Below are 26,585 nucleotides of genomic sequence, written 5' to 3'. Positions count from 1 at the left end.
CCTCCCATAATGGAAGGATTCCCTGATTAACTGTGATTTTCTATAAGCCATGTTTTGTCCAATTATTTTACAGGGAGCAAAATAATTTGGATAATCATCTATCTGCAATCAAAAAATTGCCTCTTTGTCCCGTTCATTTCCGTTACAAAAAGTGCCCCTACCATTGTTTGGGTTGCTCACTCGAGGGGTTTACCGCGTTCCACTAATAACGTTTCCGTTATTACTTCGTCACTGTGGCACTTTCAAGGATACTTGAGCATAGCAAAAAGCCTTAGCCGTTTTTCCTGCCGTTACTTTTAATAAAGTACCCTAGCTTATGGTTTCGCCAGGCACGAACACTACAAGCATCGCAGCTTGTGTGAGCATGGACTTTCCTCAGCTTGCATAAACAAGCCGCGATTATCCGAAAATCACAGAAATAACGTTAATTAAAATTGACGTGTTTTTTCCAAATCATCATCTGCTTGTGAATAGTTCTCATTAAAACTACGAGACGCACGAGATTCTGGTACATATTCTTGATCTAATTTTTTACCAAAAACTTCTTTTTCAAGATTTGACAAACGTTTCAAAATATCGAAGTTTGTCACTGCTTGACTCTTAGGAGCTTCTGATTGAATACGAGAACTAATTGCTTGGCTCTTGCTCAATTGAGCAATTTTTGCATTCAAACGATCATTTTCCTCTTGTAACATTAAAATTTCTTTGTTGTATGCTTCATAGTCTTTGATGATACCATCTAAAAATTCGTCTACTTCAACTGGATCATATCCACGCATTTTGGTTTTAAATTCTTGTTGTAAAATATCTTTGGGACTATACAATAAATTTGCCATAATTACACCTCATTAGATTATATTCTGCTACTACTAGCTTTTCATTCCTATTCTATCCAAAAAAATTGAATAAATCAAACACTATCGCTATCAAAAGACGTATTTTGTAAATCATCCATTGAAATTTGATCAATTAAATAGGCATTTTCTTCCGCATAAACTTGTGCATCTCGAAAGAAGAATTGCGTCTTACCAGGGTATTCTTCATCATATATTACAAGCGCTCCCCCGGAATGTTCTAATAAAAATTTTGAATGAATTTTTAATTGACCTGGGTTATTATATATCGAATGACTGGTTGCATTCACGTAATTTGCCTGTGTCTTCAATTCATTTAACACTTGTTGATTTTTTTCATTCCACTGTTCGCCAAATTTTTCAAAAGGGAAAATAATCCCTAACTTTAACTCTGGATATTCTTTTTGTAATTCTAGCACTATTTCTCCTGCCCAAATCTCGACACCAAGATTACCAGAAACTAATACCCATTCTAACCCCTCTTCAACATACTGCTGGAGAGAATTTTTTATCACTTTCTTAATAACTTTAATTTTCGGATCTTTGTCTTGAAAAACGCCTAATTCAAAGCTCCGATATCCTGTAATGACTAATGTTTGAATGGTTTGCATATCCTTCTCTTTTCTTTCTAATTGTCTTTTTGGTATAATGTGCCCTAGGAGTGTGAATACCATGGTTTTTCGATACCCAAATGGCCATCCTAATAACTATGATGGAACGAATAAAATAAAAAAGCAAGCAAAAGAAAAAAAATCTGCTTTTGCTAATCGGGGCATGCGCTTTGAGGAAGCCATTAACTCGAGCAATGAATACTATCTCACTCGAGAAAAAGCGGTCATTCATAAAAAGCCCACACCAGTGCAAATTGTTCATGTGGATTATCCGAAACGAAGTGCTGCCGTAATCAAAGAAGCCTATTTTAAAGAAGCTTCAACAACAGATTACAATGGTGTTTATCGCGGACACTACTTAGATTTTGAAGCAAAGGAAACCAAAAATAAAACTTCTTTCCCATTCAAAAATTTTCATGAGCATCAAATCCTTCACATGAAAAATTGTTTGCGACAAGATGGAATTACATTTGTTTTACTTTGGTTTTCCACTTTAAATCGTTGTTTTTTCTTTCCAAGTATCCACTTAGTTGAACTGTGGGAAGAACAACAAAATGGCAAAAAATCATTACCCTTAGTTCTAATTGAAGAACTAGGAATAGAAATAACACCAAAAATTGCTCCTCGTATCCCTTATTTAGATGCGGTGGATCAATATTTGTATGAAAAGGAGACAACTAACTAATGGCAAATGATGTAAATTCAAGATCTGGCCAAAAGCAACAAAAGAAAAAACCAAAAAAGAAAAGAAACATAGGTTCCGTTCTTTTCAAAATTTTTGTCGGCGCCTTTTTCTTAGGATGTGTTTTTTTACTGTCAGGGATCGGTCTATTTTGGTATTACGCCAGTGATGTCGAAGAATTATCTGATGAACGGTTAGAGACTGTTAGCACCTCTCGTATGTTTGCTGCCAATGATGATTTCTTACTCGAACTTGGAAATGAAAAACGAGAAACAATCAGCCCTAATGAGGTTCCTCAGCTTTTAGAAGACGCGATTATTTCAGTAGAAGATCGCCGTTTCTATAATCACATTGGTGTGGATCCAATTCGTATTGTCGGCTCAGCCCTTAACAATGTTCTTCGCGGAGGCATGCAAGGCGGAAGTACTATTACCCAACAATTAATCAAACTTTCTTATTTCTCGACAGGTGTCGAGGATCAAACTTTAAAACGCAAAGCACAAGAAGCGGTTCTTTCCGTTCAATTAGAAAGAGAAAAATCAAAACAAGAAATTTTAACTTATTATATTAATAAAGTGTATATGTCAAACGGCCTTTATGGAATGGAGACCGCCGCAGAAGCTTTTTACGGAAAAACTTTGGGCGAGCTTGACTTAGCACAAACTGCTCTTATCGCTGGGATTCCTAACGCCCCTTCTGATTTTGATCCTTATGCTTATGAAGAAAATGCTAAATATAGACGAGATATTGTTCTATTAACAATGCTTCAAAATGAAAAAATTACCCAAACAGAATATGATCAAGCAGTTGCTGTGCCAATTACTGAAGGATTACAAGATATTTCTACTAAGAATAACAACTGGAAATATTTTGATAATTATTTAAGTGAAGTACTACAAGAAGTATATGAAAAAACTGGGCAAGATCCTTATCAAGGTGGTTTAGATATCTATACTAACCTTGATATGGATGCCCAAAGACGCTTGTATGATATCGTAAACACTGACGAATACGTAACTGACTATCCTGATGACGAAATGCAAGTTGCAGCAACCTTAATTGAAGCTGATACCGGAAAAGTTCGTGCACAAATTGGTGGTCGTAACTTTGATGAGGCTAGTATCTTAAATGAAAATCTTGCTACTAATAATCGTCGTGACTTCGGTTCTACTGTTAAACCAATTGTCGATTATGGTCCAGCAATTGAGTATTTGAATTATTCGACTGGAAAAATCATTGTGGATGAGCCTTATAATTATGAAGGAACCAATATTGCCATTAATAACTGGGATCGTCGTTATATGGGCAGTATGACGATGCGCCAAGCCCTTGTTTTATCTCGGAATGTACCTGCTGCTAAATTATTTTGGGAAGTTGGTGCTGACAAGATTTCCGAATTCTTATCCGGTTTAGGAATCTACTATGAGAATCTAGAGCAATCTAATGCCATTTCAAGTAATACAAGTGTCTTGGATGAGGAAAAATATTATGGTGTCTCTAGTTTGAAAATGGCAGCAGCTTATGCAGCCTTTGCTAACGGTGGTATTTATAACAAACCTAGTTACGTTAACCGAGTTGTTTATCATGACGGTTCTGAGGAAGTCAATGCTTTCCAATCTGAAAGTAGTCGTGCGATGAAAGCAACCACTGCTTACATGATTACTGATATGCTTAAAGGAGTTGTCGCTCCAGCAAATGGATCAAACGCGACCATTCCGGGCTTATACCATGCTGGAAAAACTGGAACATCTAATTACACAGATGAGCAATTAGCTAATTTGACAAATGTAGATTCTCCTTCACCAGATTCAAACTTTGTTGGCTATTCACCACATTATTCGTTGGCAGTTTGGACAGGTTATCGTGAACAAAATACACCGATCACTAGTCAATCTTCTCATATTGCAGCTACTGTTTATCGTTTATTGATGCAATACGTCTCTTCCTCTTTAGTAAATGAGGATTGGACAATGCCAGATGGATTGATTCGTGTGGGTAATGAATTGTATTTGGAAGATCATTACGAGCAACCTCAACCTTCTTATTCTTCAACTGTAGAAAGTACTACCGAGACTTCTACCACTGAGGAAAGTACGACTGAGGAAAGTACGACTGAGGAATCTACCTCTGAAACTAGCGAGACTGAAGTGGAACCAGAACCAACTGAGGAAAGCTCCGAAGAGACCACACCTCCAAGCTCTTCGGAGGAGGAGCAACCAACACCACCTGAATCATCTGAAGCACCGGTTGAGGAAAATCCACCTTCTGAGGACGGGCAATAAATCACAACTTAGAAAAAGACTTGAACTAAAAAAGTGATTCACCCAGCAGATATTGCTGAGTGAATCACTTTTTTTATACTCGCATACGTTCTTTTCCTTCTTGACACATGTCTAATAATGGACATTTTTCACATTTTGGAGAGCGTGCAATACAATGATAGCGACCAAAAAATATCATCGTGTGATGAGTTTTAACCCATAATTCTTCCGGTACTTTACGCATAAGCGTTTCTTCGACTTCAATAACATTGGCGTTTAACTTGCAAATTCTTAAACGTTTGGATACCCGTTCTACATGAGTATCTACAGCAATTGCAGGGATATCAAAAGCATCTCCCAATACGACATTTGCAGTTTTTCTACCCACTCCCGGAAGTAATATCAACTCTTCTCTTGTTTGTGGAACTTGTCCATCGAATTTTTCTAATAACTGTTGGGCACATGCTTTGATATTTTTAGCTTTATTTCTAAATAACCCAATCGTTCGAATTTTTTCGGTAATTTCTTCTAAAGGTGCTTCTGCTAAAGTTTCTGGTGTAGGAAACACCTCAAATAAAGCAGGTGTTACTTTATTTACAGAAACATCTGTTGCCTGTGCACTAAGAATTACAGCAATCAATAGTTGAAAAGGAGTCTCATAGTTCAATTCGCCGTGAGCTTCTGGAAACATTGCATACATTTTTTCTAAAGCAAGCATTGTTTTTTCTTTACTTATCATTGATTACTCCTCTTCTAACCAGTTGTGCATGGAAATTTTTGGTAATTTTTTTTCAGTATTTGATGTTTCTTTTTGCAACATTTGACGTTTGCGTCGTTTACTTTCTTCTTCTACTTGTTGTTGTGTCGTAATATTTTTACGTTCCCAACTAAGTAGAATTCGATCAATATAATTCAAACTATACGCCTGATTAAGAACCGCTTCTTTTAAGGCCAATTGAATTAATTCTGGTTTGTATTGATCTTCTTCCAACCATTGTCCAATTCTTTGATATTCAATTGGAGACAAAGCCCGACCAAATTCTGTTTCAAACATTTGATACAAACTTTGAACTTTGAACTCAAAGTTTTGTTGTTCATCTTTCTTATTGCGTTGTTGTTGTAAAGCACCCAATTTTTCATAAGTTGGAGAAAAATCATAATAGTCACTTCTCTTACCAGCTACCAGTTTGGATTCGATACTAATTAAATTATTTTGGACTAATTGGTTTAATAAACGATAAATTTCTTCCTGACTAATAGACATCACTTCAGCAACAGCTGCTAAATCAGGGAATCCTTCTCCAGCTTCATGATAACGATATAATTGCATCCATAATAAAAATTCATGATTAGACATTCCTAAATCATGATAATGATCAATCAGTTGATTAGATAATACTGTTTGACCACTTGCCAAGTAATCTTTAAGTGAAATCATTTTCTTTCACTCCTTATTTCTTCATTTATAAAGAGGTGCAGCATTTACATGTCGCACCTCTTTTACGGTTATTTTTCAGAAACTGTCGCTATAATTTCAATTTCTACTAAAACATCTTTCGGTAAACGTGCTACTTCTACAGCTGAACGAGCCGGTAAAAACTCTGTAAACAAGGTACTATAGACTTCGTTAAAGACGACAAAATCATCCATATTTTTCAGAAAACAAGTTGTTTTAACAATTTGATCCGCCGTTAATTTCGCTTCCTCTAAAATAGCGGAAATATTCTTTAATACTTGTTCCGTCTGTTCTTGAATTGTGGTACCAACTACTTCCCCTGTCACAGGATCAAGAGGAACTTGACCTGATGCAAATAAAAATCCGTTGGCAATTCTACCTTGAACATAAGGACCAATCGCTTGAGGGGCTTTCTCTGTTTGAATAATACGCATTTATTTATTTCCTCCTTCAGTACAATCTGGACACAGTCCATAAACTTCCAAACGATGTGAACTAATTATATAGCCTGTCAATTGTTGGGCAGCCATTTCAACATCCTCTAATCCAGGATAATGGAAATCTGCCACTTTCCCACATTTTTTACAAATAGCATGGTAATGAGGATCCGTATGAAAATCAAAGCGACTAGAAGCATCGCCATAACTCATCTCTTTGACAAAACCAATATCGGTAAAAAGTCGCAAATTATTATAGACAGTTGCCACACTCATACCAGGAAATTTTATTTCAATCGCACGATAGATATCTTCGGCAGTTGGATGACTCTCAGCACTTGCTAAGAACTCTAAAATGGCAATTCGCTGTGGTGTGATGCGAATATTTTCCTCTTTTAGATGTTTTAGTGCATCATCAAATGTCGTCACAGGATTTCCTCCATTCTTTTATCCTTTTAATCATACTATGAGTTATCCATTTTTTCTAGTTTTTTATACCTAATTTTACAATATGAATAAAGGATTTTAATTCTTTTGCAGCGATTAATAAAAACTCTACTTATTTATCACTATTTCCTAAGATAGCTTATCATTTTTCAAACTTACAATGCTGAGTCATTTCTTCAAATCTTCTGCCTTTATTATTCTTTTAACAAAAAACCTATTCTATCTACTGACAGAATAGGTTTTAATAAAAATTAATTAGTCTTCAAAATCGTATAGAACTGTTGTCAAATAACGTTCTCCGTTATCTGCAGAAATAGCTAAAACTTTTTTTCCTTCTCCCAGCTCTTGAGCCACTTGAATGGCTGCATTAATCGCAGCCCCAGAAGAAATTCCGACTAAAATCCCTTCCTTAAATCCGACTTCTCGAGCCGTCTTAATCGCGTCTTCACTAGAAACAACATACACTTTATCATAAACATTAACATCTAACACTGCTGGAACAAAACCAGTACCAATCCCTTGAATTTTGTGTGGACCAGGAGGGTTACCATTTAATACAGATGATTCAGTTGGTTCAACACCTATGATTTTAGTTTCAGAATTGACAGCCTTTAACTCATGTCCTACACCGGTAATAGTTCCTCCTGTCCCAATTGCTGAAACAAAAGCATCTAGATCTTCGCCAAAAACCTCTATAATTTCTTTTGCTGTTGTTTTGGCGTGTATCTCAGGATTTGCTGGATTATCAAATTGAAGTGGCATAAAATATCCTTTTTCCTCTGCAAGCTCTTTTGCTTTATTGATAGAACCAGAGATTCCATCTGCTCCAGGAGTTAAAATTAATTCCGCTCCATATGCTTTCATTAATTTACGACGCTCGATACTCATTGTTTCAGGCATCACCAATATAACACGGTATCCCTTAGCAGTACCAATCATCGCTAGACCAATTCCAGTATTGCCAGAAGTTGGTTCAATAATTGTTGCACCTTCCGTTAACAGACCACTTTCTTCCGCTTTTTCAATCATATTAAGCGCAATTCTATCTTTAACGCTACCTCCTGGATTAAATGCCTCTAATTTAATGTAAACATCTGCTACTCCTTCTGGAACAATATTGTTCAATTTCACAACGGGAGTATTTCCTACAAGCTCTGTTGCAGTTTGATAAATTTTTGTCATGTTTGATTCCTCCGTATTTCTATTTGCTGTATTAAAATCTAAAGTTTAAAAAATAAAGCTTCATCCTTCAAAGCGAATTAATAACTCTCTCTTTTACTTATTTTATCGAAATGGATTTCGCTTAGCAAACGTTAATTTCCGCACTATCAGCGGTTTGCTGTGTTTTAGAGGTAGTGATAGTTTTCATCTATCAATTATTATCCTTCAAAGAGCAAGAAAGAACCATATTCTTTTCTCACATAAAGAAAAGAATATGGTTCATGATTGATTTTATTGTTCACTGAAATTAAACGCTTAATTGTTGACCTACAACAATTAAATCACTTGTTAAACCATTATTAGCCATTAATTGATCAACAGAATAACCATAATTAGTAGCTAAATCCCATAAGGTGTCTCCTGCGACCACAGTGTGAACACCAGTGCCACTAGCAGAAGTCGTTGTGCTTGCTGTACTTACATTAGTTTCAGTATAAGTGTAGTTAATAGCTTCTGAAGGTGTATCAAATCTTGTTAAATTATATGCTTCTATCAGCCAATTTAATTTTTGATTATAACTAGGATCTGTGGCATACCGTCCAGTTAAATAAGCTGTTGCATCGTAGTAACTAGTTGTCTGACTTTTCCATGTACCTGCATAATTTGCTACACCAGTAGAATAGCTATGACTCGTTAAAATCGCTGCATGATGTTGCAAAGATTCCCAATAAGAACCATACGCTCTAAAAGGTTCAGTTAAAGTCACCCATTGACCTTCTAAAAATTCAAGCGTTGGCAACCAAACAGTTGCTTCTTCACCGTAAGATTTAACACCAAACAAATTATAATATGGTGCTGCGGAAAGTAAGGATGTTCCATTACCTGTTTCCAATATAGCTTGCGCAATCATAACTGATGCATATAAATCATTACTAGCTGCAATGTCTGCCGCTGTCCAGCCGATTTGATTAATTAATTGTTCTGCGCTATTTTCAGATACTTGATATTCTTGCGCATCAACTGTCTGTGGTGCTAACATCGCCACTGTTGGAGCAACAATCAAAGTTGAACCTACCAATGGTAATAAAGTCTTTTTATCGAACGTTTTATTCTGATGTTTTTTCTCATGTCTTTCGCTACGTGTTTTATACGTCATAAAATCCTCCTAAAAACTTTAAAAAAACTACAAAAGCATTTCTTGTACTTTATTGTATGCTATATTAAAAAACAAAACAATCATTTTGATTATCAATATTTTAACAATCTTGTTAAATTCTCTTTACATCAGTCATAACTATTTAGTGAGTTTTTTAAAAGTTTTTTAGAATAAAAAATATTCGAAGCTATTTTCAAATAACTTCGAATATTTTAAGATTTTTAAATAGATTTAAATGTAGAAACAACATTCTCAACAGTAAATCCGTATTCTTCTAATACTTTATCTCCCGGAGCAGAGGCACCATAACGATCAATAGTGACTGTTTTACCATGACATTTTACGTATTTAGCCCAGCCAAATGATGCACCCACTTCAATAGCTACACGTTTTTTCACGCCTTTAGGTAATACACTATTTTTATACTCGTCTGATTGTGCTTCGAATAAATCAAAACTTGGTAGAGATACAACCGAAACATCTATGCCTTCTTCAGCTAAAGCTTTTTGTGATTCCACAGCAAGATTTACTTCTGAACCAGTTGCAATTAGAATCCCTTCTGGTTTTTCACCTTTTTGAGGAGAAATAACATAGCCACCTTTTGCTACATTTTCATCAGCTGCTTCTTTTGTACCTTCAATCACTGGTAAATTTTGACGACTTAAGACTAATATCGTCGGTTTATCATTGGTTGTCATTGCGATTTTCCAAGCTGCTCTTGTTTCATTACCATCTGCTGGACGAATAACTTGTAGGTTTGGAATTCCACGCAAGCTAGATAATTGTTCTACAGGCTCATGAGTAGGTCCATCTTCCCCTACAGCTACTGAATCATGGGTAAGCACATAAGTTACCGGTACGCCTTGAATAGCTGCCAAACGAACTGCAGGACGTAAATAGTCAACAAATACAAAGAATGTTCCTCCATATACGCGAGTTCCTCCATGTAATTGAATCCCATTCATAGCCGCTGCCATTGCAAATTCCCGAACACCAAACCAAATGTTACGACCTTGGTATTGGCCAGGTTGGAAATCTGTCTCATCTGCTACCATTGTATTATTTGATGCAGATAAATCAGCAGATCCTCCCCATAGACTTGGAACAGCTTTTGATAAAGCTTGAATCATATCTTTACTTGAAACACGACTCGCTTGACTTGACCCAACTTCATAAGTTGGTAATTCAGCATCCCAATTTTCTGGAAGTTCACCAGAAAAAGCTTGTTTAAACTGTGCAGCTAATTCAGGATGAGCTTTTTCATATTCAGCAAATAATTCATTCCAAGCTGCTTCATACTCAGCACCTTTGTCCACCATTGTCTCTTTAAAGCGAGTAGCAACTTCTTCTGGAACTTCAAATTCTGGTGTTTCCCAGGCATAAGCTTTTTTGGCAGCTTTAATTCCTTCAGCACCTAGAGGAGCACCATGTACGGCAGAAGTCCCTTGATTTGGAGCACCAAACCCGATGACTGTTTTTATCTCAATCAATGTTGGTTTTGTTGTTTCTGCTTTTGCTTCATCAATTGCTTTTGAAATTGCTGTTAAATCTGTACCTTTTTCTACTAAAATATGTTGCCAACCATAAGCTTCAAAACGTTTACCAACATTTTCAGTAAAGGCTTTTGAAGTTGGTCCGTCTAAAGAAATGTCATTTGAATCATATAAAACGATTAGTTTATCCAATTTCATATGTCCAGCCATAGAAGCAGCTTCTTGAGATACACCTTCCATTAAATCACCATCACCACATAATGAATAAGTGTAGTGATCTACAACATTAAAATTATCGCGGTTATAAGTTGCAGCTAAATGTGCTTCTGACATTGCCATACCAACAGCCATTGCAATTCCTTGTCCAAGTGGACCAGTAGTTGCCTCTACACCATCAGTATGTCCAACTTCTGGATGTCCAGGTGTGCGGCTATCCCATTGACGGAAATTTTTTAAATCGTCTGTCGTAACATCATAACCTGCACAATGCAACAAGCTATATAGTAACGCTGATCCGTGTCCTGCTGACAATACAAAGCGATCTCGATCCACCCAATTTCGAGAAGTTTTTGGGTTTACTTTCAAATGTTTTGTCCATAATGCATAAGCCATTGGAGCAGCTCCCATTGGCAATCCTGGATGTCCAGAATTTGCTTTTTGAACAGCATCAATACTCAAAGTACGTAGCGTATCAACACCTAGCTGGTCAATTTTATCAAACAATATTAACGCCTCCTATTTAGGTTTTTTTTACCTATATTACTGTTCTATTATAAAAGATACCCTACCATTTAGCAATAGTTTTCCAACAAGCAGATCTATTTTCTATTGTGTAGGCCTTTTTTCTTTTGAAGTTCCTTTAATTTTTCAGGTGTTACATCTTTACCTTCCAGATCAACGATTTTCATTCCCTCGATATGATGTTTCATTCCACCTCTGAAGGCTTGAAGATATTCTTGTCTTAACTCATGTTGCTCTTTTTGTTCGTGCTCCATTAAACCTTCTGCTTTTTTCTTTTTCGCTAATTCATTAATTCGTTCGATTTTTTCTTTTGATAACATGGCTCTACCCCTTTCTCTACTATATTATACAAAAGAGTAAGAAAATACAATCAAAACAAAAAAGCGAACATCTGTTTGAATTTTAATTATAGTTATGTTACACTAAATTTAGTCAAATAAAGAATTTTATTTCATTTAAAAATTTATTATAAATAAGAAAGCAGGTGCTTATTTTGGCAAAACGTACAGAAAATAGACAGCTGGAAGTACTTAAATTTATTCATGAGCGTGTCAATGCCAAAGGTTACCCACCCACTGTTAGAGAAATTGGAGAAGCTGTTCAACTTTCTTCAACGTCAACGGTTCATGGTCACTTATCCCGTTTAGAAAAAAAGGGACTTATCCAAAGAGACCCTACTAAACCACGAGCAATTGAATTAACTGCTAGCGGATTGGAAGCTATCGGTGCGCAACAACAAAATATTCCATTACTAGGAATCGTTACTGCCGGAGAGCCTATCTTAGCGATCGAAGAAGCTTCAGATTTCTTTCCGATCCCACCCAATTTAATGAATGATAGTGGACAATTATTTATGTTGACTATTCGAGGAGAGAGCATGATTAATGCTGGTATTTTAGATGGGGATCAAGTAATTATTCGTAAACAAGATATTGCACGTAATGGAGACATTGTTATTGCCATGACTGATGAAGATGAAGCCACTTGTAAAAGGTTTTATAAAGAAACAACTCATATACGCTTACAACCAGAAAATGATTATATGGAACCTATCATTTTACCCAACGTTAAAATATTAGGTCTGGTCGTAGGTTTATATCGACATTTTTAAAAAACATAAAGCACACGGAATCAATAATATCAGATTCCATGTGCTTTTTTGTTATTTTAAGGTTATTTAAAAACAAAAAAAGACTCAATCCTCAGATCAAGTCTTTTATATTTGCGTGGCGACGTCCTACTCTCACAGGGGGAAACCCCCAACTACAATCGGCGCTAAGAAGCTTAACTTCTGTGTTCGGCATGGGAACAGGTGTATCCTTCTCGCTATCGCCACCACACTATTTGATTTTTAAGTGATTGCTCACTCAAAACTGGATGATAAAACGATAATCAAAACGTTCTTCGAACGGCAATTTTACTTTTTTTCTTTGGTTAAGTCCTCGAACGATTAGTATCAGTCCGCTCCGTACATCACTGCACTTCCACTTCTGACCTATCTACCTGATCATCTTTCAGGGTTCTTACTTTCTTAAAGAAATGGGAAATCTCATCTTGAGGTGGGCTTCACACTTAGATGCTTTCAGCGTTTATCCCTTCCCTACATAGCTACCCAGCGATGCCTCTGGCGAGACAACTGGTACACCAGCGGTAAGTCCATCCCGGTCCTCTCGTACTAAGGACAGCTCCTCTCAAATTTCCAACGCCCGCGACGGATAGGGACCGAACTGTCTCACGACGTTCTGAACCCAGCTCGCGTGCCGCTTTAATGGGCGAACAGCCCAACCCTTGGGACCGACTACAGCCCCAGGATGCGACGAGCCGACATCGAGGTGCCAAACCTCCCCGTCGATGTGGACTCTTGGGGGAGATAAGCCTGTTATCCCCAGGGTAGCTTTTATCCGTTGAGCGATGGCCCTTCCATGCGGAACCACCGGATCACTAAGCCCGACTTTCGTCCCTGCTCGAGTTGTAGCTCTCGCAGTCAAGCTCCCTTCTGCCTTTACACTCTTCGAATGATTTCCAACCATTCTGAGGGAACCTTTGGGCGCCTCCGTTACCTTTTAGGAGGCGACCGCCCCAGTCAAACTGCCCATCTGACACTGTCTCCCACCACGATTAGTGGTGCGGGTTAGAGTGGCCATAACGCAAGGGTAGTATCCCACCATTGCCTCCTTCGAGACTTGCGTCCCGAATTCTTCGGCTCCTACCTATCCTGTACATGCGGTACAGACACTCAATATCAAACTACAGTAAAGCTCCATGGGGTCTTTCCGTCCTGTCGCGGGTAACCTGCATCTTCACAGGTACTAAAATTTCACCGAGTCTCTCGTTGAGACAGTGCCCAAATCGTTACGCCTTTCGTGCGGGTCGGAACTTACCCGACAAGGAATTTCGCTACCTTAGGACCGTTATAGTTACGGCCGCCGTTTACTGGGGCTTCAATTCGTACCTTCGCTTACGCTAAGCACTCCTCTTAACCTTCCAGCACCGGGCAGGCGTCAGCCCCTATACTTCATCTTTCGATTTTGCAGAGACCTGTGTTTTTGATAAACAGTCGCTTGGGCCTATTCACTGCGGCTGCTCTTAGAGCAGCACCCCTTCTCCCGAAGTTACGGGGTCATTTTGCCGAGTTCCTTAACGAGAGTTCTCTCGCTCACCTTAGGATACTCTCCTCGACTACCTGTGTCGGTTTGCGGTACGGGCCGTTTCTTTCTTGCTAGAAGCTTTTCTTGGCAGTGTGACATCAGGAACTTCGGTACTATTATTTCCCTCCCCATCACAACTCATCCTTCACAAATGAAAGCATTTGACTCTCACTTAGACTCGTTGCTTGGACAGACATTTCCAATCGTCTGCTTTCCTTAGCCTCCTGCGTCCCTCCATTGCTCAAACAAAAGAGACGGGTACAGGAATATCAACCTGTTGTCCATCGCCTACGCCTTTCGGCCTCGGCTTAGGTCCCGACTAACCCTGGGCGGACGAGCCTTCCCCAGGAAACCTTAGTCATACGGTGGACAGGATTCTCACCTGTCTTTCGCTACTCATACCGGCATTCTCACTTCTAAGCGCTCCAGTAGTCCTCACGATCTACCTTCAACGCCCTTAGAACGCTCTCCTACCAATGCACCTTAAGGTGCACTCCACAGCTTCGGTAAACTATTTAGCCCCGGTACATTTTCGGCGCAGGGTCACTCGACTAGTGAGCTATTACGCACTCTTTAAATGGTGGCTGCTTCTAAGCCAACATCCTAGTTGTCTGTGCAACCCCACATCCTTTTCCACTTAATAGTTATTTTGGGACCTTAGCTGGTGGTCTGGGCTGTTTCCCTTTCGACTACGGATCTTATCACTCGCAGTCTGACTGCCGAATATAAATGTATGGCATTCGGAGTTTATCTGAATTCGGTAACCCGAGATGGGCCCCTAGTCCAAACAGTGCTCTACCTCCATCATTCTTCACTTCGACGCTAGCCCTAAAGCTATTTCGGAGAGAACCAGCTATCTCCAAGTTCGTTTGGAATTTCTCCGCTACCCACACCTCATCCCCGCACTTTTCAACGTACGTGGGTTCGGTCCTCCAGTGCGTTTTACCGCACCTTCAACCTGGACATGGGTAGATCACATGGTTTCGGGTCTACGACTACATACTCATTCGCCCTATTCAGACTCGCTTTCGCTACGGCTCCGTTTCTTCAACTTAACCTCGCATGCAATCGTAACTCGCCGGTTCATTCTACAAAAGGCACGCTATCACCCATTAACGGGCTTTAACTTGTTGTAGGCACACGGTTTCAGGTTCTATTTCACTCCCCTTCCGGGGTGCTTTTCACCTTTCCCTCACGGTACTGGTTCACTATCGGTCACTAGGGAGTATTTAGCCTTGGGAGATGGTCCTCCCGGATTCCGACGGAATTCCTCGTGTTCCGCCGTACTCAGGATCCTCCTAGGTGCTTTCCATCTTTCGCCTACGGGGCTTTTACCCACTCTGGCCAACTTTTCCAAGTTGTTCGACTATCTGAAAAGACTACCATATCGGAGTCCTACAACCCCAACAAGCAAGCTTGTTGGTTTGGGCTTTTCCCGTTTCGCTCGCCGCTACTCAGGGAATCGAATTTTCTTTCTCTTCCTGCAGGTACTTAGATGTTTCAGTTCTCTGCGTCTACCTCTATTAAGCTATGTATTCACTTAATAGTAACATCCTATCAAAGATGCTGGGTTCCCCCATTCGGAAATCTCTGGATCAAAGCTTACTTACAGCTCCCCAAAGCATATCGGTGTTCGTCCCGTCCTTCATCGGCTCCTAGTGCCAAGGCATCCACCGTGCGCCCTTATTCACTTAACCTTATCAACCTTACGGTTGGGTTTTGATAAAGTACTTCTAGCGATAGAAGCTTTATCAAGAAAAAGTTGCAATTGAACTTCTTAAAAAACTCATTCAACGCGGTGTGTTCTCGGTTTGTTTTGATTATTTGTTGCTTTATCTATCCAGTTTTCAATGAACAATCGTTTGAGAGTAAACCTCTCAAAACTGAACAAAGCGTGTTGCAATCGACTGTGTAGTCTCCGTACTATTCCTTAGAAAGGAGGTGATCCAGCCGCACCTTCCGATACGGCTACCTTGTTACGACTTCACCCCAATCATCTATCCCACCTTAGGCGGCTGGCTCCAAAAAGGTTACCTCACCGACTTCGGGTGTTACAAACTCTCGTGGTGTGACGGGCGGTGTGTACAAGGCCCGGGAACGTATTCACCGCGGCGTGCTGATCCGCGATTACTAGCGATTCCGGCTTCATGTAGGCGAGTTGCAGCCTACAATCCGAACTGAGAGAAGCTTTAAGAGATTAGCTTAGCCTCGCGACTTCGCGACTCGTTGTACTTCCCATTGTAGCACGTGTGTAGCCCAGGTCATAAGGGGCATGATGATTTGACGTCATCCCCACCTTCCTCCGGTTTGTCACCGGCAGTCTCGCTAGAGTGCCCAACTAAATGATGGCAACTAACAATAAGGGTTGCGCTCGTTGCGGGACTTAACCCAACATCTCACGACACGAGCTGACGACAACCATGCACCACCTGTCACTTTGTCCCCGAAGGGAAAGTCCTATCTCTAGGATGGTCAAAGGATGTCAAGACCTGGTAAGGTTCTTCGCGTTGCTTCGAATTAAACCACATGCTCCACCGCTTGTGCGGGCCCCCGTCAATTCCTTTGAGTTTCAACCTTGCGGTCGTACTCCCCAGGCGGAGTGCTTAATGCGTTAGCTGCAGCACTGAAGGGCGGAAACCCTCCAACACTTAGCACTCATCGTTTACGGCGTGGACTACCAGGGTATCTAATCCTGTTTGCTCCCCACGCTTTCGAGCCTCAGCGTCAGTTACAGACCAGAGAGCCGCCTTCGCCACTGGTGTTCCTCCATATATCTACGCATTTCACCGCTACACATGGAATTCCACTCTCCTCTTCTGCACTCAAGTCTCCCAGTTTCCAATGACCCTCCCCGGTTGAGCCGGGGGCTTTCACATCAGACTTAAGAAACCGCCTGCGCTCGCTTTACGCCCAATAAATCCGGACAACGCTTGCCACCTACGTATTACCGCGGCTGCTGGCACGTAGTTAGCCGTGGCTTTCTGGTTAGATACCGTCAAGGGATGAACATTTTACTCTCATCCTTGTTCTTCTCTAACAACAGAGTTTTACGATCCGAAAACCTTCTTCACTCACGCGGCGTTGCTCGGTCAGACTTTCGTCCATTGCCGAAGATTCCCTACTGCTGCCTCCCGTAGGAGTCTGGGCCGTGTCTCAGTCCCAGTGTGGCCGATCACCCTCTCAGGTCGGCTATGCATCGTGGCCTTGGTGAGCCGTTACCTCACCAACTAGCTAATGCACCGCGGGTCCATCCATCAGTGACGCAAAAGCGCCTTTCAGCTTGCTCTCATGCGAGAAAAAGCATTATACGGTATTAGCACCTGTTTCCAAGTGTTATCCCCTTCTGATGGGCAGGTTACCCACGTGTTACTCACCCGTTCGCCACTCCTCTTTTTCGATGAACCGAAGTTCGGTGAAAAAGAAGCGTTCGACTTGCATGTATTAGGCACGCCGCCAGCGTTCGTCCTGAGCCAGGATCAAACTCTCATAAAAAAATTTGAAAACAATCTTGCGATTGTTAAGCTCATAAAATTAACGTTGCTAGCATTACTGCTTGCTTGTTGTTGTTTGCTTCTATAAAAGAAGCATCCTACACATTTGGTTCGTTTGCTTGCTTTGTTCAGTTTTCAAAGGTCTACGTTGTGCTGTGTTAGCAACTTTTATATCATATCAGCTGACCAAGTAAATGTCAACCATTTTATAAAAGTTTTTTTTCAGAAGTTTTTCAACTAACTGATCTACTGTTTTCAGCAACTAAGTAACTATAACAAAAAATCAGATTTACGTCAACTATAATCCTATATTTTTTTAAAATAGTTCTATGAAACTTATTAAACGAATCAATTTCCTTTATCTACTATGGTATTTATAAATAAAAAAAGGAAAGTTTAGCTAATCAGTAGCCATACTTTCCTTTTTTTATTTAGACAGCATCTCTAGTTCTAAAACGAATGTTTCGTTCGTCGTCTCTTTTCAGGATCGTTTCTTCTTTTAGATAAGAAAACTTCAATTCATTGATCTCAGGATTTTCTAGCATCGCTTCATATCCCTCAAAAATATCTTTAATGTATTTCTTATAAGCTTTTTTCTTTTTTAAACGTTTTTTCATCCTTGCACCGTCCTTTTCGTTTCCTATCTTAACAAGACTTTTATCTGGTGACAAGTCTGAAAATAGCTTTTAATAGGAAAAATTTGAGTATTAGGATTGAACTCTAAAAAAATTTTTTATTTCGCAATAAATTGATATGCTTGTGTTTCCCCGTGAGGCATAGGAAAATAAAGTTCCCCTCGAAATTCAAATCCACTAGCTAAAATAGCTTTTTGCATACCTATATTTAATTCATGGGTGTCAATTCGAATATCTGTCAGTCCATGTTTTATACTTTCTTCAATAGAATAATGCAAAAGTTTTTTGCTATGCCTTTACCCGATGCATCAATAGCTACTGCTACTCGATGTAAAGAAACATAGGTGTCATTGCCTAACCAACTACCATTCTTGATAGCTGTATAAAATGGATCAATCCCTTGAACTAAAGCAATCATTCCTAATATTTCTTTTTCAACCAGTGCGTACAACTCATGATTTACGATATCCGTTCTGATTTTTTCCTAATCAGGACTGTACCCAGCTTGCCATTGAGGTGTTCCTTGTCTCTCTAAAAGATGAATCGCATCTGTTACTATTTTCATTACTTCTGGTAAATCAGTCAAATCGGCTCTTCTAAATTCCATATTATTCTCCTCTCTTTTTAGAATTGTTTCTTCTTCTAGATAAAAAAACGTTCATTCATTAATCTCAGGATGTTCTATCATTGCTTCATATCTCTCAATAATATTTTTAAATTATTTTTTAGTAATCTTTTTCTTTTTTAAGCGTTTTTTTCGTTTCTTATCTTAAAAAGACTTTTAACCGGTGACAAGACTGAGATTATGTTTTAGTAGAAAAAAATGAAACTACCAAGGACAAATCCGTGTAAGCTATTCTTATTTAGGAATAAATTGATAGGCTTTTCTTTCTCCATGAGGAATAGGGAAACATACTTCACCTCGGAATTCAAAACCACACGCTAAAATAGCTTTTTGCATCCCAATATTTAATTCATGAGTATCAATTCGGATGTCGATGATTCCAATTTTGATACATTCATCAATAGAGTGACGCAATAGTTGTTTAGCAACTCCTTTACCAGAAGATTTAATAGCAACTGCCACTCGATGCAAGGAAACGTATGGTCCATTGCCAATCCAACTACCATTTTTGATTGCTGAATAAACTGGATCCACGCCCGACACTAAAGCGATTATTCCTAATATTTCCTCTTTAACTAGTACATATAATTCCTGATTTACGATATCAGTTCTGATTTTTTCCTCATCAGGACCGTACCCAGCTTGCCACTGAGGGGATCCTTGACTTCCTAAAAGATGAATCGCATCTGTTACTATTTTCATTACTTCTGGTAAATCAGTTAGCTCGGCTCTTCTAAACTCCATATTACTATCCTCTCTAATCGGTAATTGATTTTAACTTTCCACGGAATTCATCAACGCTAGTATATCCTTTGGCAGTCATAATTTCTTGTAACTCTCTAGTAATACGTTCAAAAATTGCTGGACCTTCTTTATGCAGCTCTGTTCCAATTTGTAACATTGTTGCACCGCATAGTAAGTGTTCAAAGGCATCTTTTCCGTTTTTAATTCCACCAGTACCGATAATTTTAATACTTGGATTTAAGCGAGTATAAAAGGCACGAACATTTGCCAAAGCAGTTGGCTTGATATATTCGCCACCTAAACCTCCAAAACCATCTTTGGGTTTAATCACCACTGACTCTTCATCAACATCAATATAAAGTGCATTTCCAACTGAATTCACAGAGTTCACGTAAGTTAGTGGAAACTTATTCAAAACAGCTGCCATTTCATCAAAATGAGCTAAGTCAAAGTAAGGGGGTAATTTTATTCCTAGAGGTTTTGTAAAAAAACTAAACACCTTGGTTAAGATTTCTTCTGTCAGCGGAAAATCATAAGCAACTTGAGGTTTTCCAGGAACGTTAGGACAAGATAAATTTAATTCAGTGATTCCGTTATAGTCACTTTCTTGAATTACTTTTAACATTTCAATATTTTCTTCTACACTCATTCCGGCAATCGAGAAAAACATAGGTGTTTCAAATTTTTCTTGACGATCCAATGCATACTCCAAATAATACGGCAAACCAAAATTCGGTAAACCCATAGAATTGATGCTTCCTAATGATAAATCGAAATAACGTGGTTCAGGATTCCCATCACGGTGTTCCATCGTTGCACTTTTCGTTACAAAAGCACCTGCCACAGATTCAGACAATTCGTCCATTTCCTTATGAGTCATACAATGAACACCTGAAGCATTCATAAAAGGATTTTCAAAATTATAATCAACAAAATTTGTTTCTAACATCTATTACTCCTCCTCAATTTTCCACGCTGCTTTCTTAGCAACAAAGTCCACAAGATAATGCTGTAGATTCTTTTTATTAGTTTATCTTTATCAATAGACAAAATCAATAAAATCATTCATCATTCTTTAGAATCATCAAAAATTAATGCAATCAAATCTCTGGCAAACTTCTTTAACTCCTCAGTATTATAACTAGCAGAAACTAATGAATCACCCGTGTAATCAGCTAATGCTAACTTAATGAGCTTTTTATATTTTATGGGTAGATTCTTTAATCCCCATTGTCCACCAGCTTTTTTCGAAAGAACCAAATTGTCTGATTTAAAGGCTAAGACTCTGCATAAATTTTAAATGAAATACATAGGTTCTTTTACTATATTTGCTTCAGCATCACTAATATCTGAAAAAATACTTTTCAAAAAGATTTCCCTATCAACTGTGCCAAATACATTTTTAATCGGAGTACCTATCAATATTTCACCATATAATCTAGTTATCATGATATGAGCAGCCAAATCTTCATCCTGACCTTGCATGCTATTTATAAAATCTTGCCTATTCTCCAAATAGCTAAATTTATGCATATTTGAATAATGAAAATCAAAAGACATAGGAAACTTAGATCCTTGTGTCTTAGTCAGTTCCAAGATATGAAATTCCGTCCTTTATTGGGAGCCAAAAGAAGTAGCTTTTCTAACGTATAGTCCATTAATTCAATTTTTTCAAAATCTTTTAGCTTTTGATGAACCACAACTAAATAGTCTAAGTCACTTATCTGTTCATTGTAACTTCCTAAAACATAAGATCCATGCAAAAAAATTCCAACTAGATTTGCCTTCAAAATGCCTGCATAACCCTTAGATAAAAACTTCAATAATTGATTCGTTCGATTATTCATGGTACTCCATTCCAGTTATATTAGTAAAAAAGACTTTTCAACTTGTAAAAAACAAGTTAGAAAGTCTTTCATTTAAAGCCTATTCTATCTAATCCCCAAAGCAATCCGTGCATAACGACTCATTTTATCAGTCGTCCAAGCTGGATACCACACTAATTTTACTTCAATTTTTTCTACTTCTGGTACATCTTTTAGTGCGTCATGAATTTCTTCAGTAATAACATCCGCTAAAGGACAACCCATGGTAGTCAGTGTCATTTTGATGATAGACTCACCGGTCTCGCCATCAAAAGCAACGTCATATATCAAACCTAAATTAACAATATCAATCCCTAATTCCGGGTCAATAACTGTTTCCAAGGCAGTTAAGATGCGATCTTTAATTTCTTCCACTTCTTCTTGTGTTCTTGTTTCGCTCATCTCATTCCCTCCTCATTTTGTTCTATTGAAATAATACCTTGTTTCTAGGCATTTGTAAATCTTTGAAATTGCAATCCACAAAATCAGCGATTCATTGAAAGAAAAATGATATACTAGCAGTAATGAAATTTTTAAAGGAGGAAATACTTATGGCAAAAGATGCCAGTTTTGATGTAGTTTCGGAAATGAATATGGAAGAAGTAAAAAATGCAATTCAAATGACCTTAAAAGAATTAAAAAATCGTTTTGACTTTAAAGGTTCGACTGTAGACATCTCATTTGATAATCAGAAATTAACCATTGTGGGGGATGATGATTTTAAGTTAGAACAAATCAAAGATGTACTGATGGGGAAATTCGTGAAACGTGGCGTACCTACTAAAAATATCCATTTCTCAGAAACCGAACATGCTTTAGGTGCCAAAGCTCGACAACACGCTGATTTAGTTAGTGGGATTGATAAAGAAAATGCTAAGAAAGTAACTACTGCGATTAAAAATTCTAAAATTAAAGTCAAAGCACAAATTCAAGACGATCAAATCCGCATAACAGGTAAAAACAGAGATGATTTACAAGAAGTCATTCAATTATTGAGAAAACTTGATTTACCGATTGAATTACAATTTACAAACTATCGCTAAACTAAAAACCATCTGTGGTCAATTACAGATGGTTTTTCTCTTGCCAAAACAATTTTAGTTCTTTGACCAATTCTTGAGGTTTGTAGCAAATCTTGGCTTGTTGCCAATGTGGTGGAAACAACTGTCGATATCTTGGAGAGGTGAATCGTTGATCTAATAATAAAACAACTCCTTGATCAGTTAAATCTCTGATTACTCGTCCAGCAGCTTGTAGAACTTTATTCATCCCGGGTAATTGATAGGCGTATTCAAAGCCTTGATGATTGCGTTCATCAAAATATTCTTTGATTAATTCTTGTTCATGATTAATTTGAGGGAGTCCGACACCTACTATCGCACTTCCAATCAATCGACTGCCTTTCAAATCGATTCCTTCTGAAAAAATCCCTCCTAAAACACAAAATCCAACAAAGTTTTCGGTAGGGGCTTCCACGAAATTAGTTAAAAAAGCCTCTCGCTCACTTTCGTTCATTTTTGAATCTTGAATAATTGTTTTAACTTGAGGAAATAAATCCTTGAATAAGGCATACGCGTCATCCATATATTGATATGAAGGAAAAAAGATTAAATAATTTCCTGTTTTTTCAACTACCATCGACATAATCGCTTCAATGATTAAAGGCAAACTTTCTTGCCGTTTTTGATAGGTGGTTTGAATGTAGTTAGCCACCAAAATTCGTTGATTTTCAATTGGAAAAGGACTTTCCAAACGATAACGCAAGGCTTCCTCTCCACCACCTAAAGTATCTTGATAGTAAGAAATCGGGCTGAAACTTGCAGAAAAAAGCAAACTACTAACTCCTTTATCCAAACGATTTTCTAAAAATGGTGCCGGTTCAATACAAAATTGACGGATTAACATATCATAGGATGTAATTTCAATGGTTGTTTCATAATGATCATCGTAGAATTCACTAATCTTTAAAAAATGTAGGCTGTCAAAATAAACAGACAAGACTTTTTCTTGGGCAGCGTCTTCTGGGTTAGCTGCTAACCATTCTTTAGTAACCTCACTAAATTTAAACAACTGATCCAAAAGCCCTTCTGCTGCCGGTTGTTGATGATGATAGGTCCAACCATCTTCTTCAGCAATTTTTTTAATCAAATTAAATTCACGATTGACTTTATTAATCACTCGATGAAATTTTTTATACTGATCTGGTAATTCTCTTTTCAACTCTTTAAAAACTGACTGTTGTAGGGTCGCTGAGTACATTTCTCTTGATCGATTGACTAAATTATGTGCTTCATCAACTAAAAAATAATATTCCTCTTCGGGTTCTTCAAAAAAACGGCGCAAATAGACTGTCGGATCAAACAAATAATTATAATCACCGATGATGACATCACAAAATAAACTAACATCTAAAGATAATTCAAAAGGACATAATTGGTGTTTTTTGGCATACTCTTCAATAATTGGTCGGGTAAATTGATTCTCATGATTGAGCAAATCCCATAAACCTTCATTGATCCGGTTGTAATAACCATTTGCGTAAATGCAATCATCCGGATTGCACTTTCGTTCATCCAAAAAACAAATTTTGTCTTTGGCTGTTAAGGTCACACTTTTGGCTTGCGCCCCTTTTTCACTCAAAGCAGTAATAGCATCTTCTGCAACTTGTCGAGTAATCGTTTTGGCGGTCAGATAAAAAACACGATCAGCTCTTTCTTCACCTAGAGCTTTAAAGGCTGGAAATAAAGTGGAAATTGTTTTCCCTGTACCTGTGGGCGCTTCAACAAATAGACGTTGCTGATTACGTAACGTTTTGTAGGCGGCCACTGCTAATTCACGTTGGCCTTTTCGATATTCACCATATGGAAACAGCAGCTCTTGTAAACTTGTATTTCTAATTCTACGCCAATTTTCTTGGAACAATAACCACTTATGGTATTCTTCCAGTAACTCTTTGAAAAAAGTAGTTAAATAGGCTAATGAGAAATGACGTACTTCTCTAGTAATCAACTCTTCTACCGTTTGATAATAGGTTAGTTGCACATTGATCTCATCCAATTCGTGATCTAAAGCATAAATATAAGCATAAACCATCCCCTGATAAAAAAAGAGCTCGATTTGGTCTTTTGGTAAGTCTTCAAATTGCACTTCGGAAGTTTTAATTTCATCTACTATCCAATTTCCATTTTTCTCAAAAACTCCATCTGCACGACCTTCAACAATAATCGTATCTTTATTTACTTTTGTTTCTATTTTGAGAAATACTTCTTTCTGATAGCCATCACCACTCTCTTTTTGAATCTTACGATGAATACGAGCACCTTCTTGTGCTGTGTGGTTACTGACTTTACGGTTATCAATACTTCCTTTACGTAAAATAAATTCTACTAATTTTCGAACCGCTATTTTTCCTCTATGCATGAATCTCACCTTCTTCAACTTCTTATTATAGAGCTTTACCAAAAAAAGTATAGGCTTTACTTTTTCTTTAGTAGCTCTTTTAACTGTTCAAGCACTGTCACAAAAAATTCAATTTGAATTCCCAGTTTTTGGTAATTTTCTAAAATGGATTGAATCTCTAAAAGTAAATAGCCAGTATACAATACATAAAGCATTAAGACACCAGAATGACTCGGTAAAAGGTAAGCTATTGGTAAGAAAAATACCAGTAAAACCATACTTGCAATCTTCCGCAAAATCCCATGTATGCCAATTTTAGAAGTGACTTCGTTTTTGATGAAAGCTACGATAATCCCACTAAAAAAATCAATCACCATCGCGATTCCTAATAATGACAAGACATACAAAATATTCGAACTCTCAATTCGCTTAAAAAAAATTTCCATAGTTTTTTCCTCCTTTTATTCTAGTAACGAATAAAAGAATAAAAATGGAACAGAAAAATTGATTAAAATCAATTTTCTGCTCCTAATTAATCGTCATATTGGACGGTATATTCTACATAATTATCATCTCTAACAATTGTTTTGTCTTCTTTATCAAAATAGAAAATTTTCTGGAACTCTTGATAATAAAATTCAATTTTCTCTTCATCAATTGCAAGTAATGTGTCTTTTTGAGTTTCCTCGTAGACTTGATAAGGATCACTGGCCCATACTATCTCAGTAAAGGTATTTTCAAAATCCGTTTTAATTGGATTAAGCTGTATTTCTTGAAGCGAAGGGTATTCTTTTTGCTGACGTTTAGGAATATATTGTTTTACAATCGTCAAATCGCCATTGTGATAATCATACACTCCTTGACTTTGAGGGAATCCATTATTATTTTTTTGAACAAAAAGTACATTGGTTGGTCCATCAACTTTAGAAAGTTCAATACTCTCAACAACTAATGCTTCCGTTGTATCAATTACTTCCGGACTATTTCTACAAGCCGTAAATAACCAAAGACAAGCACTTATAATAAATATGGAATAGACTTTTTTCAACTGAATCCCTCCTATCTAGAGGTAGTATATCAAAATCATGTAGACAAATATTTTCTTTTGCTTCAATTTTCATGCAATTTTTATTTTCGGAAGAAAACTTTAATCAGATTTTAGAAAAACTCTCACTCTTTCTGCTAAACTCCGATATTTTTTTTGTGAGAATTGTTGGTATCAGTTATACTTGACTTAAGAACAAATAGAGGAGGTTTTCTATGAACATCGCAAAAATTACAACTGGAACCATTGAAGAAAATTGTTACCTTGTCTGGACTGAGCATGATTTACTGATTGTTGACCCTGGAGCAGACAGTGAAAAGATCCTCCAAGCAATCAAACAAACCGAAAGTACACCTGTGGCTATTCTACTCACCCACACGCATTTCGATCATATTGGCGCTGTGGATGAATTACGAGATTTTTACCAAGTTCCTGTCTATGTTAGCCCCTTAGAAAAGACTTGGTTACAAGATTCTCAACTCAATTTATCTGGATCACTAATGATTACGGCTAGACCTGCAGAATTTGAATGGGAAATGAAAGAGTATGTTATTGGAACAATCCACTTTAAAGTGGTTCCAACACCTGGTCATTCCATTGGTAGTGTTAGTTTTATTTTTGATGACTTTGTGATTGCTGGCGACGCTCTTTTTAACGGTAGCATTGGTCGAACCGACCTTTATACAGGGAACCTAGAACAGCTCTTAGCAAGTATTAAAACTCAATTATTTACCTTAGATGATTCATTAACTGTTTATCCAGGTCATGGTCCTGCTACGACAATTGGACACGAAAAGCAAACGAACCCATTTTTTAATCATTAGGAGGAAAAAA

The 26,585-nt window shown here is 37.8% G+C and carries 27 protein-coding genes, 3 rRNA genes and 1 other RNA gene; 5 read left to right on the top strand and 26 right to left on the bottom strand.

The window, feature by feature from the left end; genetic code table 11:
• Positions 1 to 38: 38 nt before the first annotated feature.
• From rnpB to AC4BBX_RS01560, 3 genes are all read right to left on the bottom strand, one after another.
• Positions 39 to 411: RNase P RNA component class B (gene rnpB / locus AC4BBX_RS01570), an RNA gene on the bottom strand.
• A 17-nt stretch (positions 412 to 428) separates the two neighbouring features.
• On the bottom strand, positions 429 to 836 hold the full coding sequence (gene gpsB / locus AC4BBX_RS01565) for a cell division regulator GpsB (protein WP_490454724.1): 408 nt from the start codon (positions 834 to 836) through the stop codon (positions 429 to 431).
• Positions 837 to 910: 74 nt separating this feature from the next.
• Positions 911 to 1,465 (bottom strand): SLOG family protein, encoded by a 555-nt coding sequence (locus AC4BBX_RS01560; RefSeq protein ID WP_490454723.1) that lies wholly within the window; start codon positions 1,463 to 1,465, stop codon positions 911 to 913.
• Positions 1,466 to 1,526: 61 nt separating this feature from the next.
• Here AC4BBX_RS01560 and recU point away from each other — a divergent pair, with 61 nt between their 5' ends.
• Positions 1,527 to 2,150, top strand: a complete 624-nt coding sequence (recU, locus tag AC4BBX_RS01555) for a Holliday junction resolvase RecU (protein WP_490454722.1) — start codon at positions 1,527 to 1,529, stop codon at positions 2,148 to 2,150.
• Complete coding sequence (locus AC4BBX_RS01550) at positions 2,150 to 4,429, top strand: PBP1A family penicillin-binding protein (RefSeq protein ID WP_490454721.1); 2,280 nt, start codon at positions 2,150 to 2,152, stop codon at positions 4,427 to 4,429. Before recU ends, AC4BBX_RS01550 begins: the two co-directional genes overlap by 1 nt.
• A gap of 73 nt (positions 4,430 to 4,502) precedes the next feature.
• Here the strand turns inward: AC4BBX_RS01550 and nth are convergent, their stop codons facing one another.
• The 8 genes from nth to AC4BBX_RS01510 all read right to left on the bottom strand — a co-directional run bounded on the left by nth (position 4,503) and on the right by AC4BBX_RS01510 (position 11,619).
• Positions 4,503 to 5,147, bottom strand: coding sequence for an endonuclease III (gene nth / locus AC4BBX_RS01545; RefSeq protein WP_490454720.1), 645 nt, complete (start codon positions 5,145 to 5,147; stop codon positions 4,503 to 4,505).
• Positions 5,148 to 5,150: 3 nt separating this feature from the next.
• Positions 5,151 to 5,846, bottom strand: a complete 696-nt coding sequence (locus AC4BBX_RS01540) for a DnaD domain protein (RefSeq protein ID WP_490454719.1) — start codon at positions 5,844 to 5,846, stop codon at positions 5,151 to 5,153.
• A gap of 68 nt (positions 5,847 to 5,914) precedes the next feature.
• Positions 5,915 to 6,298 carry a RidA family protein gene (locus tag AC4BBX_RS01535; protein ID WP_490454718.1) on the bottom strand — a complete coding sequence of 128 codons (384 nt, stop codon included), beginning with the start codon at positions 6,296 to 6,298 and terminating at the stop codon, positions 5,915 to 5,917.
• Positions 6,299 to 6,730 (bottom strand): Fur family transcriptional regulator, encoded by a 432-nt coding sequence (locus AC4BBX_RS01530; RefSeq protein ID WP_490454717.1) that lies wholly within the window; start codon positions 6,728 to 6,730, stop codon positions 6,299 to 6,301.
• A 273-nt stretch (positions 6,731 to 7,003) separates the two neighbouring features.
• Complete coding sequence (gene cysK, locus AC4BBX_RS01525; RefSeq protein ID WP_490454716.1) at positions 7,004 to 7,930, bottom strand: cysteine synthase A; 927 nt, start codon at positions 7,928 to 7,930, stop codon at positions 7,004 to 7,006.
• 286 nt (positions 7,931 to 8,216) lie between these two features.
• Complete coding sequence (locus tag AC4BBX_RS01520) at positions 8,217 to 9,065, bottom strand: glucosaminidase domain-containing protein (RefSeq protein ID WP_490454715.1); 849 nt, start codon at positions 9,063 to 9,065, stop codon at positions 8,217 to 8,219.
• A gap of 221 nt (positions 9,066 to 9,286) precedes the next feature.
• On the bottom strand, positions 9,287 to 11,281 hold the full coding sequence (tkt, locus tag AC4BBX_RS01515; protein WP_490454714.1) for a transketolase: 1,995 nt from the start codon (positions 11,279 to 11,281) through the stop codon (positions 9,287 to 9,289).
• Between the two features lie 95 nt (positions 11,282 to 11,376).
• Positions 11,377 to 11,619: a DUF896 family protein gene (locus tag AC4BBX_RS01510; RefSeq protein ID WP_490454713.1), complete on the bottom strand. Its 243-nt coding sequence runs from the start codon at positions 11,617 to 11,619 to the stop codon at positions 11,377 to 11,379.
• Positions 11,620 to 11,792: 173 nt separating this feature from the next.
• Here AC4BBX_RS01510 and lexA point away from each other — a divergent pair, with 173 nt between their 5' ends.
• Positions 11,793 to 12,410, top strand: a complete 618-nt coding sequence (gene lexA, locus AC4BBX_RS01505; RefSeq protein WP_490454712.1) for a transcriptional repressor LexA — start codon at positions 11,793 to 11,795, stop codon at positions 12,408 to 12,410.
• 113 nt (positions 12,411 to 12,523) lie between these two features.
• Here lexA and rrf read toward each other — a convergent pair.
• From rrf to AC4BBX_RS01445, 12 genes are all read right to left on the bottom strand, one after another.
• Positions 12,524 to 12,639: ribosomal RNA gene (gene rrf / locus AC4BBX_RS01500) — 5S ribosomal RNA — on the bottom strand.
• Between the two features lie 90 nt (positions 12,640 to 12,729).
• Positions 12,730 to 15,644 (bottom strand): 23S ribosomal RNA (locus AC4BBX_RS01495).
• 237 nt (positions 15,645 to 15,881) lie between these two features.
• Positions 15,882 to 17,439: ribosomal RNA gene (locus AC4BBX_RS01490) — 16S ribosomal RNA — on the bottom strand.
• Together the 16S, 23S and 5S rRNA genes form the textbook arrangement of a ribosomal RNA operon.
• A 430-nt stretch (positions 17,440 to 17,869) precedes the next feature.
• The gene (locus AC4BBX_RS01485; RefSeq protein WP_490454711.1) at positions 17,870 to 18,055 is read right to left on the bottom strand and encodes a hypothetical protein; all 186 of its coding nucleotides are present in this window, start codon (positions 18,053 to 18,055) and stop codon (positions 17,870 to 17,872) included.
• A gap of 268 nt (positions 18,056 to 18,323) precedes the next feature.
• Complete coding sequence (locus AC4BBX_RS01480) at positions 18,324 to 18,524, bottom strand: hypothetical protein (RefSeq protein WP_490454710.1); 201 nt, start codon at positions 18,522 to 18,524, stop codon at positions 18,324 to 18,326.
• Between the two features lie 33 nt (positions 18,525 to 18,557).
• Complete coding sequence (locus AC4BBX_RS01475) at positions 18,558 to 18,680, bottom strand: hypothetical protein (protein ID WP_490454709.1); 123 nt, start codon at positions 18,678 to 18,680, stop codon at positions 18,558 to 18,560.
• A 252-nt stretch (positions 18,681 to 18,932) separates the two neighbouring features.
• Positions 18,933 to 19,442, bottom strand: coding sequence for a GNAT family N-acetyltransferase (locus tag AC4BBX_RS01470; protein WP_490454708.1), 510 nt, complete (start codon positions 19,440 to 19,442; stop codon positions 18,933 to 18,935).
• Between the two features lie 13 nt (positions 19,443 to 19,455).
• Positions 19,456 to 20,391, bottom strand: a complete 936-nt coding sequence (locus AC4BBX_RS01465) for a dihydroorotate oxidase (RefSeq protein ID WP_490454707.1) — start codon at positions 20,389 to 20,391, stop codon at positions 19,456 to 19,458.
• A gap of 119 nt (positions 20,392 to 20,510) precedes the next feature.
• Positions 20,511 to 20,702 carry an aminoglycoside adenylyltransferase domain-containing protein gene (locus AC4BBX_RS01460; protein WP_490454706.1) on the bottom strand — a complete coding sequence of 64 codons (192 nt, stop codon included), beginning with the start codon at positions 20,700 to 20,702 and terminating at the stop codon, positions 20,511 to 20,513.
• Positions 20,703 to 20,738: 36 nt separating this feature from the next.
• On the bottom strand, positions 20,739 to 21,038 hold the full coding sequence (locus tag AC4BBX_RS01455) for a hypothetical protein (RefSeq protein WP_490454705.1): 300 nt from the start codon (positions 21,036 to 21,038) through the stop codon (positions 20,739 to 20,741).
• Entirely contained in the window at positions 21,029 to 21,289 is a 261-nt protein-coding gene (locus AC4BBX_RS01450) for a nucleotidyltransferase domain-containing protein (protein WP_490454704.1), read from the bottom strand. Before AC4BBX_RS01450 ends, AC4BBX_RS01455 begins: the two co-directional genes overlap by 10 nt.
• An 84-nt stretch (positions 21,290 to 21,373) precedes the next feature.
• Positions 21,374 to 21,709: a metal-sulfur cluster assembly factor gene (locus tag AC4BBX_RS01445; protein ID WP_490454703.1), complete on the bottom strand. Its 336-nt coding sequence runs from the start codon at positions 21,707 to 21,709 to the stop codon at positions 21,374 to 21,376.
• Positions 21,710 to 21,858: 149 nt separating this feature from the next.
• Between AC4BBX_RS01445 and AC4BBX_RS01440 the strand changes: the two genes are divergently transcribed.
• Complete coding sequence (locus AC4BBX_RS01440) at positions 21,859 to 22,350, top strand: YajQ family cyclic di-GMP-binding protein (RefSeq protein WP_490454702.1); 492 nt, start codon at positions 21,859 to 21,861, stop codon at positions 22,348 to 22,350.
• Positions 22,351 to 22,372: 22 nt separating this feature from the next.
• On the opposite strand, the gene AC4BBX_RS01435 is transcribed toward AC4BBX_RS01440, so the two are convergent.
• The 3 genes from AC4BBX_RS01435 to AC4BBX_RS01425 all read right to left on the bottom strand — a co-directional run bounded on the left by AC4BBX_RS01435 (position 22,373) and on the right by AC4BBX_RS01425 (position 25,754).
• Positions 22,373 to 24,727: an ATP-dependent DNA helicase gene (locus AC4BBX_RS01435; protein WP_490454701.1), complete on the bottom strand. Its 2,355-nt coding sequence runs from the start codon at positions 24,725 to 24,727 to the stop codon at positions 22,373 to 22,375.
• A gap of 56 nt (positions 24,728 to 24,783) precedes the next feature.
• Positions 24,784 to 25,152 carry a phage holin family protein gene (locus AC4BBX_RS01430; RefSeq protein WP_490454700.1) on the bottom strand — a complete coding sequence of 123 codons (369 nt, stop codon included), beginning with the start codon at positions 25,150 to 25,152 and terminating at the stop codon, positions 24,784 to 24,786.
• Between the two features lie 86 nt (positions 25,153 to 25,238).
• Entirely contained in the window at positions 25,239 to 25,754 is a 516-nt protein-coding gene (locus AC4BBX_RS01425; RefSeq protein WP_490454699.1) for a hypothetical protein, read from the bottom strand.
• A gap of 212 nt (positions 25,755 to 25,966) precedes the next feature.
• Here AC4BBX_RS01425 and AC4BBX_RS01420 point away from each other — a divergent pair, with 212 nt between their 5' ends.
• The gene (locus tag AC4BBX_RS01420) at positions 25,967 to 26,575 is read left to right on the top strand and encodes an MBL fold metallo-hydrolase (RefSeq protein WP_490454698.1); all 609 of its coding nucleotides are present in this window, start codon (positions 25,967 to 25,969) and stop codon (positions 26,573 to 26,575) included.
• Positions 26,576 to 26,585: the final 10 nt, after the last annotated feature.

This window comes from Enterococcus sp. AMC1157 (assembly GCF_058216555.1).
The sequence above is the reverse complement of the archived record's forward strand: the minus strand, read 5'-3'. Positions and strand labels throughout refer to the sequence as shown.